Raw genomic sequence first — 18,812 nt, forward strand, 5'->3', positions numbered from 1 at the left:
AGAATGCCTTATTAAAATCAAATGAGAACAAAAAAGCATATAAGAAACGAACCCTTATATGCTACTCATTTTATGTTGAAATATGCGGTTTTATAAGGTGAACTTATAGATCTTTAACTTTCCCGATCTCTTTTTGAACATTCCCCTTTGTTTTTTCTTTCTTGCCTTCTCGCTGCATTTTGCTATTGTTTGTTGCATTTCCCACTTGATCCTTCACTTCACCTTTTGTTTTGTTCACTCCGCCTTTAACCTTATCTGAAAGTCCATCATTATTGTTTGCCATCGTTTTATTCCTCCTTTGTTTGTTAAAGATATATAACCTCATTTAGGGCAGAATAAACATCACTTTATAGGAATGAATATGGTAAGATGGCTACAGTAGTATTGGAGATTGTTTAAAAGGAAAGGTGTTAGTCCATGAGTATATTAACCGTTAAAAACTTAAGCCACGGTTTTGGTGACCGTGCTATTTTTCATGATGTTTCCTTCCGCTTATTAAAAGGCGAGCATATCGGCTTAATTGGCGCAAACGGCGAAGGTAAGTCTACATTTATGAACATTATTACAGGTAAGTTAATGCCTGATGAAGGAAAAGTAGAATGGTCAAAAAAAGTTCGTGTCGGTTACCTAGATCAGCATACCGTACTTGAGCGAGGCATGACAATGCGTGATGTTCTTAAGAGTGCATTCAAATATTTATTTGACCTAGAAGCTGAAATGAATGCGATGTATGACAAAATGGGGGACGTAACTCCAGAAGAGTTAGAAAAGCTTTTAGAGGATGTCGGTGTGATTCAAGATACTCTCACAAACAACGATTTCTATGTTATTGATGCCAAAGTAGAAGAAATTGCTCGCGGCCTTGGTCTTGATGATGTTGGTCTTGAGAAGGATGTTGAAGATCTAAGCGGCGGTCAGCGTACTAAAGTTCTTCTTGCTAAGCTGTTGCTTGAAAAGCCAGATATCCTCTTGCTTGATGAGCCGACCAACTATTTAGATGAACAACATATCGAGTGGTTAAAGCGTTACCTGCAGGAATATGAAAATGCCTTTATTTTGATTTCGCATGATATTCCGTTCTTAAATAGTGTAATTAATTTAATTTATCATATGGAAAATCAAGAGTTGAATCGTTATGTCGGCGATTATGATCATTTTCTTGAAGTACATGAAATGAAAAAGCAGCAATTAGAGGCCGCTTATAAACGCCAACAGCAAGAGATCTCACAGCTAAAAGATTTCGTAGCAAGAAACAAAGCACGTGTATCTACACGAAATATGGCTATGTCTCGTCAAAAGAAGCTAGATAAAATGGATGTCATTGAATTAGCTAAGGAGAAGCCAAAGCCTGAATTCAATTTTAAAGAAGCACGTACAACAAGCAAGCTTATTTTTGAAACAAAAGACCTTGTGATTGGGTATGATGAGCCGTTATCTCGTCCTCTTAACTTACGTATGGAACGCGGTCAAAAAATTGCTTTAGTTGGGGCAAACGGTATTGGTAAGACGACCCTGCTTAAGAGCCTGTTAGGTATTAATAAGCCTCTCTCTGGATCAGTTGAACGCGGAGATTATCAAGAAATCGGCTATTTTGAACAAGAAGCAAAAGACTCCTCTAACACGTGTATTGAAGAGATATGGCAGGAGTTCCCTTCACTTGGACAAGCAGAAGTCCGTGCAGCTCTTGCTAAATGCGGCCTGACGACAAAGCATATTGAAAGTAAAATGATTGTATTAAGCGGTGGAGAAAAAGCAAAGGTCCGCCTTTGTAAATTGATTAATCGTGAATCAAATATCCTTATTCTCGATGAGCCGACAAACCATTTAGATGTAGAAGCTAAAGCTGAACTCAAACGTGCGTTAAAGGCGTACAAAGGCAGTATTCTTCTGATCTCGCACGAACCAGAATTTTATGAAGACCTCGTAACAGACGTGTGGAACTGCGAAAGCTGGACGACGAAATTAGTATAAATAAGAATTCGTGACAAAAGTAATTTATAGATGAGAAACAGCGCGCATCTGTTCTGCAGATACGCGCTGTTTCTTTTTTTGAAACCTTTCAATAAGCAATGACTTAGCCGAACTTTCTCAAAAAGAAAGACATCCCTATCGTATTTGTTGATCTCCGCTGCAGGTGCTCGCTTTCCGCGGGCGGTCCGGGAGCCTCCTCGGGCTTTTTCGCCCTGTGGGATCTCCCTGGTCACGCACATCCCGCTGGAGTCTCGCACCTTCCGCTCCAATCAACGGAGGAAGGATGTTGTGAAGGTGCTCCCTCATTATAAACAGCTTCTAACCCTAAAATACGGTGCGGCAGATGAAAGCAATAATCATTAGAACTGGGCTCACTTCTTACATCATTCCACTACATTTCTAAATTAAGCGATAACTTAGCGGATGAACTATGCGTAGACTCCGATGGGGATTAGAGCAGGAGTGAGATCCCGCAGGGCATAAGCCCGAGAAAGCTCACTAGCTCCCCACGGAAAGCGGAGTATAGTTCAGCGGCGGCTGCCTTACACCATTCAAGCTTCTTGTTTCATTCATTCGTACCGGGGAATGATGGCATTAGAGGAGTGATCATATGAGCTTTGATTATGAGCAAGACTTTGACAACATCAATTTCCGTAAAAACCCTGAAAAGTATCGAGTCGGACGCGGGGAGCAAGGCGTTCTTCTCGTGGAACCTTATAAAAGTGAAATTCTTCCTCATTGGCGTTTTAAAACACCAGAAATTGCACGCGAATCATCTGAGAAAATCTACCAACTCTTCCGATCCTACAAAGAAAATGACGATTTCATCGGCATGGATATGGCTCGTAAATTCATTCAAATGGGTTATACGAGAGCCAGACGCTATGCAAATTATAAAGGCGGGAAAAAGTACGATGAAGACGGTCATGTGAACAAGCGGCAGATAGATGAGGAAAAAGCAGAGTCGGCACGAATCTTTGAAGAAAAATGGAAAATCATTCGAACAGATAAAAAGTATCTTGAGAAAAAGAAGGATCACCAGAAAAATTTCGGGTGATTCTTTTTTTAATTCTTCCCTATGCGAACACTTCTATTAATTAAACGTTTGTTTAATCCCCAAAGTGCGTCAAACATGTGGTACAATAACGCTTGTCTGAAAAAAATAAGCTGCCTTACTATCAAAAAATATATAGCTAACCTTACTAAAAAGGAGGCATGTCCACCTATGAGCCATACACCTTTTATTGCAGTTGAAGGACCGATTGGAGTGGGAAAAACATCTCTGGCTAAAGCGATATCGCTTCATTATCAATATCATTTACTAAAAGAAATTGTCCACGAGAACCCATTTCTAAGCAAGTTTTATGAAAACATAGAGGAATGGAGTTTTCAAACAGAGATGTTTTTTCTCTGCAATCGCTATAAACAGCTTGAAGATATCCAGCGGAAATTTCTAGCCTCCAATGTTCCTGTCGTTGCGGACTACCATATTTATAAAAATATTATTTTTGCCCAGCGCACATTAAGAAGCGACCAATATGAAAAGTACACCGCAATCTATGATATTATGACCCAAGATATGCCTAAGCCGAACTTTATTATCTACCTTGATGCAAGCCTGCCGACATTGTTAAAACGAATAGAGATGCGCGGCCGTGAAATGGAACTGAAAATGGATCCTGCATACTTGCGTCAGCTTAGAGAAGATTACGAAACGGCCATGGCTAAATGGGCCGTCGAATACCCTGATATACCAATAATCCGCATCAATGGAGATGAGCTGGATTTTGTTCAACATGAACAAGATTTGCAAAAAATCTTCACCCTGATTGATGATGCTAGAAAAGAAGGAGCTTTTTGCCTTGAATCTACGAGATAAATACAATATCCCAAAAGATGCTATTATCACAATTGCCGGTACAGTTGGCGTTGGGAAATCCACGATGACCAAGTCCATTGCAAAAGCGCTTGGTTTTCAAACCTCTTTTGAAAATGTAGACCATAATCCATATTTAGATAAATTTTACGCAGACTTTGAGCGTTGGAGCTTTCATTTGCAGATCTATTTTTTAGCCGAACGCTTTAAAGAACAAAAGCGTATGTTTGAACAAGGCGGCGGATTTGTACAAGACCGTTCGATTTATGAAGATACAGGTATATTTGCGAAAATGCATGCAGATAAAGGAACGATGAACCCTGTAGATTACGAAACGTATACCAGCTTGTTTGATGCGATGGTTATGACCCCATTCTTCCCTCACCCACATGTTCTCATTTATCTTGAAGGAAGTCTTGATGATATTATTGACCGCATTCATGAACGAGGACGTGAAATGGAGCAGCAAACACCAGTCTCTTACTGGGAAGAAATGCATAAGCGTTATGAAACATGGATTGACTCGTTTACTTCCTGTCCTGTCCTGCGCCTAAATATATCTGACTACGACCTGCTTCGTAACGAGAATGATATTGAGCCGATTATTGCTAAAATCGGAGACGTTATTGAAAGCAATCAGACAGCTGCTCAGCTTTAACATACATCCCTCCTTAGTTCTCTAAGGGGGATTTTTTATTTCTATCCAACATAGCTCGTCAACTCATAATTACCCTCAAAGCTGAATATGATAGGGCAACATGTCATAACTAGCGAGGTATAGAATGATTGAAATATCAGGAGTCCCTTTTCACTCAAGCACAAGCTGGCCTGCCGGGAGTTTAGAGCGAAGTATTGTGGATCAGATGATGAATTCTTCTGCTACTTTTTCCTATCGTTCAATGAATGAACAGCAATTTGAAGTGGAATTGCGGAGAAGCATCATACGAAGTTCTCGAATGCTTAATCAAAGTAATGCCGCTTTTGAAGTATTTGAGACCTCTCGCAGCAATCCGATGTATTGGTATACAACAAGATACGGGGGTTTTCAATTAAGACCTGGAGTCAGACCTTCTGTTGCGATTGATGATATTTACCGTAATAGTCATATGTATGGGTTTGAATGTGCAACAGCCATGGTTATTGTTTATTACCACGCGGTCTTGAATATCATCGGTCCAGCTAAATTTGATCAATTATTTCCTGATCTTTACTTGTACAGCTGGAATTTCGACCCTGACCTTGCCCTTCAAACCGGATTTTCTGCTCAATTTGTCCCAGGGGATGTTGTGTATTTTAACAACCCTCAATATCATCCACAAACACCGGAATGGCGAGGAGTTAATGCGGTTTTACTCGAAGACGGAACCTATTATGGCCATGGCATGGGGATTATGAGAGCCGACCAGATGATTGCGAGTTTAAATGAATCCAGAGCGCCTTGGGCCACACAGCCTGCCTATTTAACAAATATGGTGACAAGACCTGGATTCGCTTATCTAGCAAGTGTGGCTCAAATGCGCTCACAACGACCAGAAAAAGTAAAGTATCCTGTTATTGAACATAATGAATGTTCCATCTCATTTGACCGATACGTCTATTACCTCAACAACACCCACCTTAACGGGCCGACCCCATAAGGTGGGTGCTTCTTTTTAACGATGATTTATTCAGTGAGTTGATGGACCTCCAAGGCTGCTCTTATGCCTGACTCAACTGCACCCTCAATCCAGGCATGCATGAAAGAAGTATGCTCTCCTGCAAAATGAATCCGCTGTTCCGGCATTGTTATGATCTCAGGATATGTCGTGGCTTGATAAGGTCCATATAAGGAGAAGCACCCGCCTGAAAAACGATTTTGTCCCCAATTATATGAGGTTCCTGCTAGAAAGGTTTGTTCTGCTTTTTGGCCATGGATTCTTGAAATAAAAGTCAACGCATATTCCACTCGCTCCTCATCAGACATCGACTCCCATAACCTGGCATTCTCACCCCAGCTGTAGCTTCCTAATAAGACCCCGGGACCTGGCTTACCGATCCCTAGGCTTGGATAATACATAAACTGAGTCGGCAAATCCGTGATCAGCTTCCCCCCTAGCATCCCATCTTCCTCCCAAAATTTCTTATCAAATTCTAACCCTACCTTCACAGAGGAAACATACGGCAGCGTCCGTATCGCTTTCCACTTTTCAAATTTTATAGAATGGTAGGGCTCTACTTCAATAAATTGAAATACAGAAAAGGGAATCGTTGTAATGACATAATCTGCTTGAAAACTACTAATAGATTGAGGTCCTTCTGTAATTACTTCTACTCCTTTATCATGTTGGATTATTTTTTTCACTACATAATTTAAATAAATATCCTCTTCTAAATAAGGATAAAAGGAATAAGGAAGCCGGTCATTTCCCCCTTCGATCTCATAAAACGACACATCTTCCATAAAGATCGTATTAACAATGTTTAAGAGGGTATCTAAAAAGGATAAGGAAGGAAATCCTTCGATCCCCAAAAGGGTCTGTATCTTATGGATAGCATGAGTTGATAACGTTCTTCCGATTGGATTATTCCGCAAAAAAGTAGTCATTGAATACTGATCAAAATTTCGTCTTAGCAGCTCTCTTTGCTGCTCGTTTGCCTTTCTGTAAAGGTCAACAAAGCTAGATACAGCTTCTTGTAATAATTGTTCGGCTGTCTTACCTTTTTCATCTTCTAAAAGCGGGAACTTCAAAATGGCAGGATCTTCTTCGTATTGATATCTTCTAACCAATTGTCCATTAACATATAAAAGATCATTCGGTGTGCTTGTGATAAAAGGGTTTATAGATAGGCTCCATTTGTTGATCCAGGAAAGTGTTAAGGCATGATGACTCGGGATACGCATTGCACCCGCTTCAAAATAGTTCCCTTCAGAGAACGGTTCTCGTATCGTATGAACTCTTCCACCAATTCGGTCATTTCCCTCAATAATCGTCACTTTGTGGCCTGCCTGCTTTAAGAGATAGCCAGTTACAAGCCCAGCCATTCCAGCTCCCAAAATTAATATATCTTTTTGAGGTGCTCCGATATCGGGCAGCCCCTCTTCAATTATTTTAAGATATTCCTCCGATTTTTCGGTATAAGAAGGTAACGGATCTATTCTTCGCATTTTCCCAATCCTCCTTGATCACCTCAAGCAACCCAGCCTTCTAGCTCCACCATAAAAACCGGACAACTTTTACGCTGCCCGGTCATCATCTTCTTTATCTGTTTTTGAAGTAAAATAATACAATTTCGGAATATGGAAAAATGGAACATACTCAAGCAGTAATGAAGCTCCAACAAACGCAACCATTTGAAGATCAATTCCTTTTAGCATCACGGCACGCTCCTCTTTTGGGCAGTTTATGATGCCACGTGATTGTCTTATGACTAGTGACCTTACTGCTTATAAAAGTATTCCCCCGCTCGAATAGCACCCCTAACCTCAGGAGGCTTCTCTAAGCTGTTTGTTGAACTATAGGCGACCGGTTCCAAAGAAACGTCTAACACTTCCCACGCCTCCGCGTATCTTCCTTTTTTAAAGGCTTTAATAACTGCATCTAAGTCCAAGCGATCGACAATGTGAACGTCCGTTGCTGCGGCAAGTTTCAAGCAGGAATCTGAGAGTTTATCTGCTGTTGTAATAATTAAAGCCCGCTCTGCCCCGTAAAAGGCTTTTGCTGCATATACTTCCTGCACCGCGGATAACCCTAATTTCTCGCGATATCGCTTTGCTTGAACGACACACTTCATCCCGTCTTGCTGCTCATATAATAGATCAGCCCCGTAATCTCGGCTTTTCTTGGTTTGATAAACCTGCTCATACTCAAGAGCTGAGATCAGCACATAGAGATAATCCTCAAATTCATGTCCATCCATTTTATCGATATCACGCATTGTAATTTTAGCTAAATCAAATTTTCTTCTTCGCCCAACTATCCATTTAATCCAGCCTATTAATAAAAGGACTACAAGAGCCCCTGCTATCCAGATCACTAACGAAGAACTAATTGAAAACGAATCAATCAACCGTCTTCACACCTTTCTATTCACATGCCCTCATCATACGGGATTCTCCCCCTGCATGCAAACATATGTTTTTCATCGCTCTACATCAAAAGTCGTAGAGACGGCTCAACCAGATTATGCAAAAAAGATCCGTATCTTCACCGAGGACCGCGGACCGCGTAATTCGTAAACTGAAAGTAACTAAAACAAAGGAGCTGGTACGATCATGCAGCAACAAAAAGTAATTATGATCACTGGAGCATCAAAAGGATTAGGAAAAGCATTAGCTCTTCACCTTGCTGGTAAAGTCCATAAATTAGCGATTTGCGCACGAAATGAGGAAGAGCTGAAGCAAGTAGAAAATGAGATTCACAGACGTGGTGCAAAAGTCGTTGCGGCCGTCGCTGATGTAAGTAATAAAAAAGATGTAGAGCGCTTTGTTTCTATAACTGAAAATACCTTCGGCAAGATTGACGTTCTAATCAATAATGCCTCTGTATTCGGCCCTGGCCCAACGTACTTAGCAGATTACCCTGATGAGGCATTTGAAGACGTCATCCTCTCAAATATTACGAACCCTTTTTATATGACAAAGAGAGTATTACCCGGCATGCTTGCTAGACAAAGAGGAACCATCCTCTCAATCACTTCTGAAGTTGGCATTACTGGCTATGCAGAATGGGGAGCCTACAGTGTCTCAAAATATGCCCTAGAAGGATTAGCTGCTGTCTGGGCGGATGAGTTGAAAGATACAGGAGTCCAAATAGTGCTGGTCGACCCAGGAGAAATGGATACGATTATGCATAAAATTGCGGTACCAGATTGTAATTACTCTCTCTCATCCCCCGCACAAATTGCACGAGCACTACAATCAGTCGTATTAGATGAAACGATGAGCTTGAATGGGAAAAGATTCGAAGCACAAGACCTTATCGAGGAGGGACCTCATGATGATTAATAGTACGATCCATTCATTTAAACTACCACCTTACCTGCATGCCACTACGCCTGCAGAAGTTACAAGAAATCAACGCAGCGATGTAAGGTTAATGACTTTACACGGAGACAGCGGGGCTTGGGATCATCACACGTTTGAAGATATTATAGACCTTCTTCAGCCTAATGATCTTCTTATCTTAAACACTAGCCGTACCATTCCAAGCTCACTTCGGACAGTAGATGGGGCAGAGGTCCGACTTTCAAGAAAGATAGATGAACAGGTATGGGAAGTTTTAATCTTAGAGAAACGTTTAAACGAATCCACCACTCTCTATTTTGATGATGGAATCTCGGCATCTATCGTCGGTCCAGGTATGGCTCCTGAGTTGACTCTTATTGAATTTTCTATTGGAGGGGAAGGGTTAATGCACTTCTTTTACAATCATGGTCAGCCAATCACCTACGAATATATCGATTCTCCGTGGCAGCTATCACATTATCAAACAGTCTATAGCCATCAGCCTGGATCTGTAGAGATGAATTCAGCGGGGCGTGCATTTTCTCATAAAATGCTGAAACAATTAAAGGATAAAGGAGTTCAGATCGCCTATGTGTGCCTTCACACCGGCCTAAGCTATTACGAGAACAACCGCTGGCCTGATCCTTTAAGACACTTTGAGTGGTTTTCAGTGGGTGCTGATACCGTTGAACATATATACAAAACAAAAAAGGGAGGACATCGTGTGGTGGCAGTTGGAACCACTGTGGTGCGGGCGCTAGAAAGTGCATATGACCCCAAAGCTGGATTGCAGCCACAAGAAGGGCTCACTAATGTATATATTAAAAAAGATACGACCTTAAAAGTTGTAGACGGCCTGATTACAGGATTTCATGAGCCTGAAGCGAGCCACCTTGATATGTTATGCGCCTTTGTTCAAGAAAAAAAGTTGATTGAGGCCTACCAAGCAGCCATAAACGAACAGTATCTATGGCATGAGTTTGGTGATTTGAATCTCATTTGGAAGCGGACCTATGCATGAAGCTGCATCATCTTGGAATTGATGTCGTTGATCTTGATAAAAGTACAGATTACATCCAATCTATTTATCAAGCTCGGTTTCTTTTTGAGATCACTTTTGGTGAGGAGACAATCCGATTTTTCCAGCTGAATGAGTTTGTATTAGAGCTTATTTATAACCCTGCCAAAGAACAATTAAGCTGTCATATTGCATGGCAAGTAGATTCGATAGACCACATTCTTAATCACATAAGCAGCGAGGACGAAAAAAAGATCGAAGGACCCTATCAATTTGAAAATGGCTGGACATCTATTTTCTTCGAGGTAGATGAGGAACTGTATGTAGAATGGGTAGAGGAGTCCCTCTCTAAATAGAGACTGCTGAAAAGCCCGCCACTTACAGTAGTTGTTGATTTCCACTGGAGGCACACGCTTTCCGCGGGCGGCCCGGGAGCTTCCTCGTCGCTTCGTGCACTGGACCCATAAAGTTGGACACTTTTTTAAGCAGCTTTTTGGGTACTGAGTCGATAAGCTACTGGACTTTTCCGGTTCAATCTTGATTTAATTCTCACATGGTTGTAGTAATAGATGTATTGTTCTAACTCTTCTTTGAAGTGTTCAATACTATCAAATTCGTTTAAATAAAGGAACTCCGATTTCAGGATTCCAAAAAAGTTTTCCATGACAGAATTATCGTGACAGTTGCCTTTTCGAGACATACTTTGTGTGATGTTATGTTCTTTCAGTTTCCTTACGTAAGGGGCCATTCGATAGTGCCAACCTTGATCAGAATGAATCAAGAGATCATCGCCTTTATTTAGGTGCTTTAACCCTTGGTCCAACATCGTATCGACCAAATCATACGTTGGTCTTGATTGGAGCGTATAGGTTATCAGTTCGCCGTTAAACAGGTCAAATAGTGGAGACAGATAGAGCTTCTGTCCAAACAATTTAAATTCCGTAATGTCTGTCACCCACTTTTGATTAGGCTTCTCGGCTCTAAAGTTACGGTTTAGGATGTTTGGAGCTGCTTTTCCAACTTCTCCTTTATATGATTTGTATTTTTTCATTCGTACAAGGCATTTAAGCCCTAGGTCTCTCATCATTCGAAGCACTTTCTTTTTGTTAATCGCATATCCCTTTTCCTGAAGGAGGTCTGTAATACGACGATAGCCATATCGACCAAAGTGCTTATGGTAAATGAATGCAATTCTTCTTTTCCATTTTCGATCAGGATCTGGTTCGCTCCATTTTTTTACAAGGTTATAGTAAGTGCTTCTAGGCATCTTGGCTATCTTTAACATTCGAATCACCGGGAATTCGTTCCTTAGTTCATATACTACTTTCGCTTTGATTTTGTTGGTGATTGTTTTTCCTGAACTAAGGCTTTCAGCTTTTTTAAATACGCATTCTCCATACGCAGGTGTTCCAGTTCTCTTTTCATCTCTTCTATCGATTGGGTTGAAGAGTCGCTGTTGCCCTTGTTTTTATTCTGATTAGAAGTCATTGTAGAAAGCCCCTTTTCTCTTGGTTCAAGGGCATCTTCTCCAGCTGTTTCCCACTTTTTCTTCCATCTGCGAAGCATACATGGAACGGGAATATGAAAAATGGCTGATGCCTCTCGAATGGAGTAATTCTCTTCGGTCATAAATTGAATTACTTTCAGTTTAAAGGCAGCTGAATAGTTTGTATAGGGAAAGGTAAAAGCTTGATCCCCATGATAGCGAACTAACATCACCCAATATCGCAGCGTCGAATCATCTACGCCCACTTGATTTGCAAGTTCTCGATAACTGATGATTTCATTTAGATAACGTTTAGCCGCTTGAAGTTTATATTCCTTGGTGAACGTGGTCATTGATGAAGGCACCTCCTATTGTTGATTGAGGTGTCCAACAATAGGGGTGCAGTACATTCGCGCCTGTGGGATCTCCCTGGTCACGCGCATCCCGCTGGAGTCGGTGCCTGTAGCGAGGTCAACGGTGTGAGAATGGAGTTTAGTTACGCCATCATTGAAAGTTGCTGTTCCGAGACCTGATCAAATGAGGAGGTGGATGACAGCAATGATAATTTAAAATGAACTGATCCATAATGAACTCATTCCACTATACCCCTCAAGAAAGCAAGTAACCTAGCGGATGAAATATACGGAGACTCCTGCGTGATGTAAAGCAGGGCTGAGACCCCACAGGGCCTAGCCTGAGGAGGCTCAGCAGCTTCACGCGGAAAGCGAAGTATATTTCAAGAGCGGCGAGCTTACTTTTCCCTCCCGCACGTTTGACGACTTTTCAGATTGGCCCCTAGATCCTGTTATTTTATCCCCATCCTCATTGCAAATAAAGCAGCCTGTGTACGATCTGACAGCTCTAATTTAGAGAGGATATTTGAGATATGTGTTTTAACTGTTTTCTCTGTGATATGTAGAACATCCGCCAATTCTTTATTACTTCGTCCTTTTGCTAATTCTATGAGCACTTCTTTTTCACGCTTGGTCAGTCTTTTTACTTTAGCTTCCTCCTCGTCTTCCTTATGTGAAATTCTAGTCAGCACATACTTCATCACTTTACTGTGCACTTTACTCTCACCTGCATGAAGAGCACGGATCGTTTCTGCTAATTCTTCTGGGTCAATGTCCTTTAACTGATAGCCGCTTGCACCAGCTTTCAGCGCGGGAATCACATAATCTTGATCAGAGAAGCTCGTTAAAACTAAAATCTTTAATTCGGGGTTTGCCTTTATTAACTGTTTTGTAGTTTCTATTCCTCCCATCACAGGCATGACAATATCCATAAGAACCACATCCGGTTTTACGGTTTGAACAAGCTTTACAGCCTCCTCACCGTTTGCTGCTTCTCCTACTATTTCCAGGTCACTTTGTGTATCTAGAAAAAAACGCAAGCCTCGTCTGACCATTTGATGATCGTCTACGATAATCACTTTAATCATCATTCTCTCTCCTTTTTTGTTCGAAAAATGTTTTGTTCGATAGAGGTTAGAGGAATAGAAATGGAAATCACAGTTCCCTGATCAGGAGCACTCTTCATGTTAAAGGTTGCACCTATCTCGTGTGCTCTTGTTCGCATGTTGAGAAAGCCGTCCCCACTAAAGATTGAATGATCTTGTGGTGAAAAGCCGCATCCAAAATCTGTAATACTAATCTTCCAATTAAATTCATCTCGATCAAAATGCAGGTCGACGCTTTTTTCTCCTGAATGCTTGCTGCAATTATTTATTGATTCTTGAATGATTCTCCACACATTGCGCTCCACCCTAGATGGTAATTGAACGTTCCCATCTCCTTTTACTTTTACTTTTATTCCAATCAGTGCTGCATAACGATGGATGGCAGCAACCATCCCATCTTCTAGTTCTTCCGTACTCGTCTGCCAAATGATCTGCTTTAACTTGAGAAGAGCCTCACTGGATACCTCTCCAATTAAATCTATGGCTTCATTTACATTCGTATCCTTACCCTTGCCTTTTATCCCTTTAGCAGTAAGTGAGACAGAAAAAAGTAATTGATTAACAGAATCGTGTAAGTCGCGAGCTAATCTATTTCTTTCATCCATTCTCGCAAGTTCTTGTTTTTTTTCTTCCTGTTTCAGTCTATAAATAGCAGCACCAATTTGAAGAGCTACTGTTTCTAATACCTCTAATTCCTCGTTAGAAAAGTGGTTTTTATCAACAGAAGCAATATTAATTAAGCCATATGTCCTATCCCCCGCAAAAATGGGGACCGTTGCATGATGAGTTAAGCCATTGGTTGGTCTGCCTAGTTCCCTAGCTCTTTCAATCCTTCTGCATTCCATAATATTCGCTGCTTTTTTCAACTGTCCGTTCATACATTTATCTTTACACCAGCAGCCACCCTCACACATGAGTTTTGAGCGATGTTCGAGCCCGCTTGGAAGCCCATGATGAGCAACCAATTGATGACGATGGTCTTCAATTAAAAAGATCCATCCTGTATCATGATTAGTTACTTCTAACAGCTTCTCTAAAACAGGCTGCAGCATAGTAGAAAGGTCTTCCCCCATATTTAATGTTTGAGCAATGACTTTTAACGTGTGAACGACATTCACCTGACCAGCTCCCTTCTCTTTATTATAACGTGGACATCACTTTTCAGGAATTATTTACATATTATTGATTTTTAGTGGAATAGTAAGAATGATTTGTATAGAAAGGATGTTGCCTCGTGCAAGAAAAGAAAACAACCATGATGGGTAAAAAGAAACGATACCCTTTTTTGCCTACTCTCTTATTTGTCATTACATTTTATATGGTTCAGCTTTTTCAATATAACGTGACTGTATTTTTTATCGTTTTAGGGTTATTAGGATCCATTCCGCTATCTTGGTATGGATGGAAGCAGCTTAAGATCGCAGAACAGCGATTATCTTCTGCCCGTGAAATTGATGGGATGACTCATCATCAATTCACTTTATTCCTAAAACCTCTCTTTCAAAAGCAAGGGTACTCAGTCACAAAAGTAAAGCACTCAAATGAACATGGCGTTCATCTCATTGTACGAAAGCGAGGCATAAAGGCGATTGTACATGCTAAGCTAAGTCAAAATGAAGTTCAGGCTAAAACGCTGCGAGATATCAATTACGTTAAGGAACAATATAAAGCAAATCAAGTAATAGTTGTGACGAATCACCTCTTTACAAAAGAAGCTGGACAATACGCTACCGCAAATAAAATCATCTTAATGGATCATAATACGTTAGATGCGATGATTCAGGTCTTTATGAAAAAACGAAAAAATCATCGCTTCATTGACAGGGTTCGATCTGCTTGGCTTGATTAACCCCCCTCCTGTAGAGTACGTGCTCTACAGGTTTTTTTGCGTAAAAAAAGAAGAAAGATGTCTATTTGTACACTTATATAAAAAATAAAAAGTAACAAAATTTTCATAATTTATTGATTTTTATATCTAGAGATTATACCCTGTTATATATGAAAGGGTTTTCATAGCTTTAGAAAGAGAAGGAGGAGAGAAAGATGAATACAACGAAAAACAGGTGGTTAATTGCTTTATCTGCCATCGCTATCCACCTATCCATTGGCGGAGCTTATGCTTACAGTGTCTACACGTATCCTATAAGTGAGCAAATGGGCTGGTCACCAACAGAGATTACGATTGCCTTTACGATTATGATGGCGCTCGCTGGTACTTCTGCAGCTTTCTTCGGAAAATTTGTTGAACGCAGCGGACCTAGAAAATCTGCCATTGTTGCTGCTGTCCTTTTCGGTTTAGGACAAGCTGGTTCAGGTGTTGCCATTGCGCTCGGGTCCTTGCCGCTTTTCCTGTTAACATATGGACTAGCCAGTGGATTAGGTCTTGGTATCGGATATATTTCACCTGTATCTACTCTTGTAAAGTGGTTTCCTGACAGACGAGGACTCGCAACAGGCATGGCAGTTCTTGGATTTGGGAGCGGCGCACTTATTACAGCACCCATCGCTGCTAATTTGATGAGCACCATTGGCATCTCCGCTACATTTTACGTACTCGGTGCCTGTTATTTCGCCTTAATGCTTGTGGGTGCTTCCTATATTGCCCCGCCAAAAGAAGGTTGGATGCCGGCTTCGATGAAACGTAATATCGCTTCTGGAAAAAAAGTAATCAAAAAAGATCTTCAGCAGCTGACTTCAAACGAGGCTGTCAAAACGAAACGCTTTTGGATGCTTTGGACAATGATGTTGATCAATACAACAGCCGGAATTATGATGATCTCTGTTGCTTCTCCAATGGCTCAAGAGGTTGTAGGCTTATCTGCCGCTGCAGCTGCTACATTGGTTGGGATCATGGGTATCTTTAATGGTGGCGGCCGTCTTGGCTGGGCAGCCATTTCAGATTATATTGGACGTTCGAACGTCTTTCTCATATTCTTTGTCATTCAAACAATTGCCTTTCTAACTTTACCGATGATCACAAATGTTATCATATTCCAGCTTCTCATTCTGCTTGTTGTCAGCTGTTATGGCGGCGGCTTCTCCAACCTCCCAGCCTTTGTAGGAGATTTATTTGGAACCAAGCAGTTAGGCGCCATTCACGGCTACTTATTAACAACATGGTCACTTGGCGGGATATTGGGTCCAATGATCGTATCCCAAATTAGAGAACGTACAGACAGCTATATTCCCGTTTTCTATGTCTTCTCAGCCTTGATTCTGCTTGCGCTGCTTGTGTCTATTATGATGAAGCTAGATATTAAAAAGAGTGAACAAGAAACAAAACAACGACAGGAACAAGTCGTTTCTTAACCTTGCAAGCAGCAAAATAGACTGACTGGTCAGTCCAAAAAAGGTCTTGCGCATAAGCTGATGCTTATCGCAGGACCTTTTTCCATTATTCTTTTACAAAATTAATAGTGATTCCCCGGTCAATCTCCTTGGCTGTGAAGGTTAAAGCTCCCCATACCGTTACAGCGGTAATGAACAGGTTTAGTGCCAAGCCGACTAACGTCACTATGATTGGCATACTCGATTTTAACCCGATTATCCATTGAACAATCATCATAAAAAAACCACTTGATTCATCCCCCAGCAAAAAAACTAGCTCACTGGCAGGCAGTAATGTTAAGCCAAATGGTATCACTTGTATGAGCACATACCCCATTGCGACAAATAATAAAATGAAAGAGGTTCCTGTTTCTAAGCGATTTTGAGGGTTTTTATGATTAAACTTCGCCCCAATGGCACCAAAATATAATCCGATAGCGCTTGAGCCTAGACCGGTTAATCCAATTAACAACCACCCGGCTACCGTATGAAAAGGTGACCAGCCGAATATAAAAGCACAAATGATCTGCAGTATTCCGATAAATCCGAATAGAATCAGCCAATGAATCCACAGTTTCCCAACAGCAACCTCTATTCCCTTTAAGGGCAGCACCCGCAGCAGGTCAATTGAACTTCCTTCTCTTGCAACAGAGCCAGAAGTGAATGTCGACGTCATAAAGGAAAACAACCCTAGAGCAATAGCTTGAAGACTGATCCAAGAAAGAGCGGGAACTGTTTGAAGAAACTCCATATTGCCGTCTCGAATCATAATCGAGAATATAGGAAAGAACATAAAAAATGTCATAGGAATCAGCATCGTCCATTCCCTCATATCCCTCTTGATCGTCCGCCATTCTTTTAATCCAACCTCAATGATTGGAGTCCTTACTTTAAATACAGCAGAGGATGCCTTCTTTTTCTTTCGGTTTGATCTGCTTTCATTCATCTGAATCCAGCCTGTACGAAATCCTTTATCCACCAGCATAGAAGATAGATACAAGACAGCGAACGTCAACCCTGCGAGCAATCCACTAAACAAAACGGTTTCTCCCGTTACGTCACCGAATAAAAGATGACTGACGCTTTCTCCAGCCCAATACATTGGCAGCCATTGAGGAAGTTCTGGGATAAGCATAGAAGACTCCCCCCCGCCCTCACGAGACATCATTGTAGGGATTTGAAAGGCTACATAGCCTAGAACCCCTGCAAAAGCAGTAATTACAGTCATCAATTCCTTCGCTCTATGGGCAGGGATCATTTGAATAAGAAGTAAATTAAGTAAATAAGCAATCCCAAGCCCCATTAATACAACCAAAATGGCTGTAAAATAAGCAAATGGGTAATAAAATATATTGGCCCCCGCACCTAGACCAAACATGGTAAGTAAGACGAGTGAAGCTGCTAAAATCAGCCCTGGTATTCCAAGAAATACCTGCGTGAACTTTGCCCAGTAAATATGAGTTGATTTTAATGGCAAAGTAAACAACAAGGTTAAGTCATCATCGCCGTACAATTTGGTAAACACTTGTGGTACTGCAAATAAAATTAAGAAAGCAAAAAGAGATAGGAAACTAAGAGAAAGGATATCACTTAGTAATTCTCCCGGAAGCGTACTAGCTACAGAAAATACGATACCGCTAAAAAAGAGAACCGCAAACCCTATTGCAACACCAGAAATGATAAGCGTCGTTTTGGCTTTATCTGAAGATTGCTTAAAGCTGTTTAGGTTCATCTTCCAAAACCAGCGAATTAAATTCCATGTCATCTCCTCACCTCTATTCTCTTATCCCTTTTGATTGATCATCTTCCATTTCTTGCACGTATGATTGTGTTTCTTGATCACCAGTCAGCTCCAAGAAAAGATCTTCAAGCGATGAATTCTCACTTCCTTTTTCCTGACGTAATTCATCTACCGTTCCAACAGTTAGTAGATCCCCATTTTTAATAATAGCAACCCGGTCACACATCTGCTCAGCAATTTCTAAAATGTGAGTGGACATAAATACCGTCATGCCGCCTCTACATAATTCCTGGAGCAGATTTTTCATCGTACGAGCTCCTTTTGGATCTAGTCCAACAGTAGGCTCATCAAGAAATAACACTTTCGGTTCGTGCAGAAGCGCTGCACACAGACTAAGCTTTTGTTTCATCCCATGCGAATAGGTTTCTATGAGCTCATCTAACCTATGTTCAAGCTGAAACATGCGGACATACCGCTCGGCCCTTTCTTCAAACTCTTTTTCCTTCAATCGGAACACACTCGCTGTAAACTGGAGGAACTCACTCCCTGTCAGCTTAGGATAGAGCTTTGGCTGATCAGGTACATAGGCAATCTGTTTTTTAGCCTCAAGTGCTTCCTTCCACATGTTCACCCCGGAAATATGAACCGTTCCGTTTGTTGGCTCAAGCAATCCTGTCATCATCTTAATCGTTGTCGTTTTCCCCGATCCATTGGGCCCTAGAAAGCAAAAAAGTTCCCCCTTTTTCACTTCTAAATCAAATGGTTTAACGGCATGATTTTCTCCGTACTCTTTTGATAGTTGATTAAGCTTGATCCTTACTTCATTCAAGCTGCTTCCCCCTTACTTATCTATGATCTGATATGTATAGCCTAGATTAAAAAAAGATAAGGTGAATCATCACAGAGATGAATTCACCTTATCATCCTAACATAATTTGTCATTAAATTCA

The 18,812-nt window shown here is 41.0% G+C and carries 19 protein-coding genes; 10 read left to right on the plus strand and 9 right to left on the minus strand.

What is annotated here, in order from left to right; genetic code table 11:
* Positions 1-103: 103 nt before the first annotated feature.
* The gene (locus PQ478_RS17780; RefSeq protein WP_022628937.1) at positions 104-283 is read right to left on the minus strand and encodes a CsbD family protein; all 180 of its coding nucleotides are present in this window, start codon (positions 281-283) and stop codon (positions 104-106) included.
* Between the two features lie 134 nt (positions 284-417).
* Between PQ478_RS17780 and abc-f the strand changes: the two genes are divergently transcribed.
* From abc-f to PQ478_RS17805, 5 genes are all read left to right on the plus strand, one after another.
* Complete coding sequence (gene abc-f / locus PQ478_RS17785) at positions 418-1,971, plus strand: ribosomal protection-like ABC-F family protein (RefSeq protein WP_289235031.1); 1,554 nt, start codon at positions 418-420, stop codon at positions 1,969-1,971.
* A gap of 610 nt (positions 1,972-2,581) precedes the next feature.
* Positions 2,582-3,028: a DUF4385 domain-containing protein gene (locus PQ478_RS17790; RefSeq protein WP_289235032.1), complete on the plus strand. Its 447-nt coding sequence runs from the start codon at positions 2,582-2,584 to the stop codon at positions 3,026-3,028.
* 168 nt (positions 3,029-3,196) lie between these two features.
* Positions 3,197-3,850, plus strand: coding sequence for a deoxynucleoside kinase (locus PQ478_RS17795; protein WP_012960190.1), 654 nt, complete (start codon positions 3,197-3,199; stop codon positions 3,848-3,850).
* A complete protein-coding gene (locus tag PQ478_RS17800; protein WP_289237006.1) occupies positions 3,807-4,505 on the plus strand; it encodes a deoxynucleoside kinase in 699 nt (232 codons plus the stop codon). Before PQ478_RS17795 ends, PQ478_RS17800 begins: the two co-directional genes overlap by 44 nt.
* 124 nt (positions 4,506-4,629) lie before the next feature.
* Positions 4,630-5,484 (plus strand): protein-glutamine gamma-glutamyltransferase, encoded by an 855-nt coding sequence (locus tag PQ478_RS17805; RefSeq protein ID WP_289235033.1) that lies wholly within the window; start codon positions 4,630-4,632, stop codon positions 5,482-5,484.
* 26 nt (positions 5,485-5,510) lie between these two features.
* On the opposite strand, the gene PQ478_RS17810 is transcribed toward PQ478_RS17805, so the two are convergent.
* The 3 genes from PQ478_RS17810 to PQ478_RS17820 all read right to left on the minus strand — a co-directional run bounded on the left by PQ478_RS17810 (position 5,511) and on the right by PQ478_RS17820 (position 7,894).
* A complete protein-coding gene (locus tag PQ478_RS17810; RefSeq protein WP_289235034.1) occupies positions 5,511-6,992 on the minus strand; it encodes a flavin monoamine oxidase family protein in 1,482 nt (493 codons plus the stop codon).
* A 69-nt stretch (positions 6,993-7,061) separates the two neighbouring features.
* Entirely contained in the window at positions 7,062-7,202 is a 141-nt protein-coding gene (locus tag PQ478_RS17815) for a hypothetical protein (protein ID WP_012960194.1), read from the minus strand.
* Between the two features lie 62 nt (positions 7,203-7,264).
* Positions 7,265-7,894, minus strand: a complete 630-nt coding sequence (locus PQ478_RS17820) for a restriction endonuclease (RefSeq protein ID WP_289235035.1) — start codon at positions 7,892-7,894, stop codon at positions 7,265-7,267.
* A gap of 205 nt (positions 7,895-8,099) precedes the next feature.
* Here PQ478_RS17820 and PQ478_RS17825 point away from each other — a divergent pair, with 205 nt between their 5' ends.
* Genes PQ478_RS17825 through PQ478_RS17835 form a run of 3 tightly spaced genes read left to right on the plus strand, consistent with a single transcriptional unit; the run spans position 8,100 to position 10,205 of the window.
* Positions 8,100-8,831, plus strand: a complete 732-nt coding sequence (locus PQ478_RS17825) for an SDR family NAD(P)-dependent oxidoreductase (protein WP_289235036.1) — start codon at positions 8,100-8,102, stop codon at positions 8,829-8,831.
* Positions 8,821-9,852 (plus strand): S-adenosylmethionine:tRNA ribosyltransferase-isomerase, encoded by a 1,032-nt coding sequence (locus PQ478_RS17830; protein ID WP_289235037.1) that lies wholly within the window; start codon positions 8,821-8,823, stop codon positions 9,850-9,852. The genes PQ478_RS17825 and PQ478_RS17830 overlap by 11 nt, the downstream gene beginning before the upstream one ends.
* A complete protein-coding gene (locus PQ478_RS17835; protein ID WP_289235038.1) occupies positions 9,849-10,205 on the plus strand; it encodes a VOC family protein in 357 nt (118 codons plus the stop codon). The genes PQ478_RS17830 and PQ478_RS17835 overlap by 4 nt, the downstream gene beginning before the upstream one ends.
* A gap of 125 nt (positions 10,206-10,330) precedes the next feature.
* Here the strand turns inward: PQ478_RS17835 and PQ478_RS17840 are convergent.
* From PQ478_RS17840 to PQ478_RS17850, 3 genes are all read right to left on the minus strand, one after another.
* A protein-coding gene (locus tag PQ478_RS17840) for an IS3 family transposase (RefSeq protein WP_435521046.1) occupies positions 10,331-11,688 on the minus strand; the annotation gives its coding sequence in 2 pieces (ribosomal slippage) (positions 10,331-11,217 and positions 11,217-11,688; 1,359 coding nt in all).
* Positions 11,689-12,140: 452 nt separating this feature from the next.
* Positions 12,141-12,779 (minus strand): response regulator transcription factor, encoded by a 639-nt coding sequence (locus PQ478_RS17845; RefSeq protein ID WP_289235039.1) that lies wholly within the window; start codon positions 12,777-12,779, stop codon positions 12,141-12,143.
* Positions 12,776-13,912, minus strand: coding sequence for a GAF domain-containing sensor histidine kinase (locus PQ478_RS17850; protein WP_289235040.1), 1,137 nt, complete (start codon positions 13,910-13,912; stop codon positions 12,776-12,778). Before PQ478_RS17850 ends, PQ478_RS17845 begins: the two co-directional genes overlap by 4 nt.
* 116 nt (positions 13,913-14,028) lie before the next feature.
* Between PQ478_RS17850 and PQ478_RS17855 the strand changes: the two genes are divergently transcribed.
* Together PQ478_RS17855 and PQ478_RS17860 are read left to right on the plus strand one after the other, a co-directional pair.
* A complete protein-coding gene (locus tag PQ478_RS17855) occupies positions 14,029-14,643 on the plus strand; it encodes a restriction endonuclease (protein ID WP_022628949.1) in 615 nt (204 codons plus the stop codon).
* Between the two features lie 194 nt (positions 14,644-14,837).
* Positions 14,838-16,103, plus strand: a complete 1,266-nt coding sequence (locus PQ478_RS17860; RefSeq protein WP_012960201.1) for an L-lactate MFS transporter — start codon at positions 14,838-14,840, stop codon at positions 16,101-16,103.
* A gap of 85 nt (positions 16,104-16,188) precedes the next feature.
* Here PQ478_RS17860 and PQ478_RS17865 read toward each other — a convergent pair whose 3' ends face one another.
* On the minus strand, positions 16,189-17,886 hold the full coding sequence (locus PQ478_RS17865) for a putative ABC transporter permease subunit (protein ID WP_289235041.1): 1,698 nt from the start codon (positions 17,884-17,886) through the stop codon (positions 16,189-16,191).
* 10 nt (positions 17,887-17,896) lie between these two features.
* Positions 17,897-18,691 carry an ABC transporter ATP-binding protein gene (locus PQ478_RS17870; RefSeq protein ID WP_289235042.1) on the minus strand — a complete coding sequence of 265 codons (795 nt, stop codon included), beginning with the start codon at positions 18,689-18,691 and terminating at the stop codon, positions 17,897-17,899.
* Positions 18,692-18,812: the final 121 nt, after the last annotated feature.

Source organism: Alkalihalophilus pseudofirmus (assembly GCF_029094545.1).
GTDB lineage: Bacteria > Bacillota > Bacilli > Bacillales > Bacillaceae_D > Alkalihalophilus > Alkalihalophilus pseudofirmus.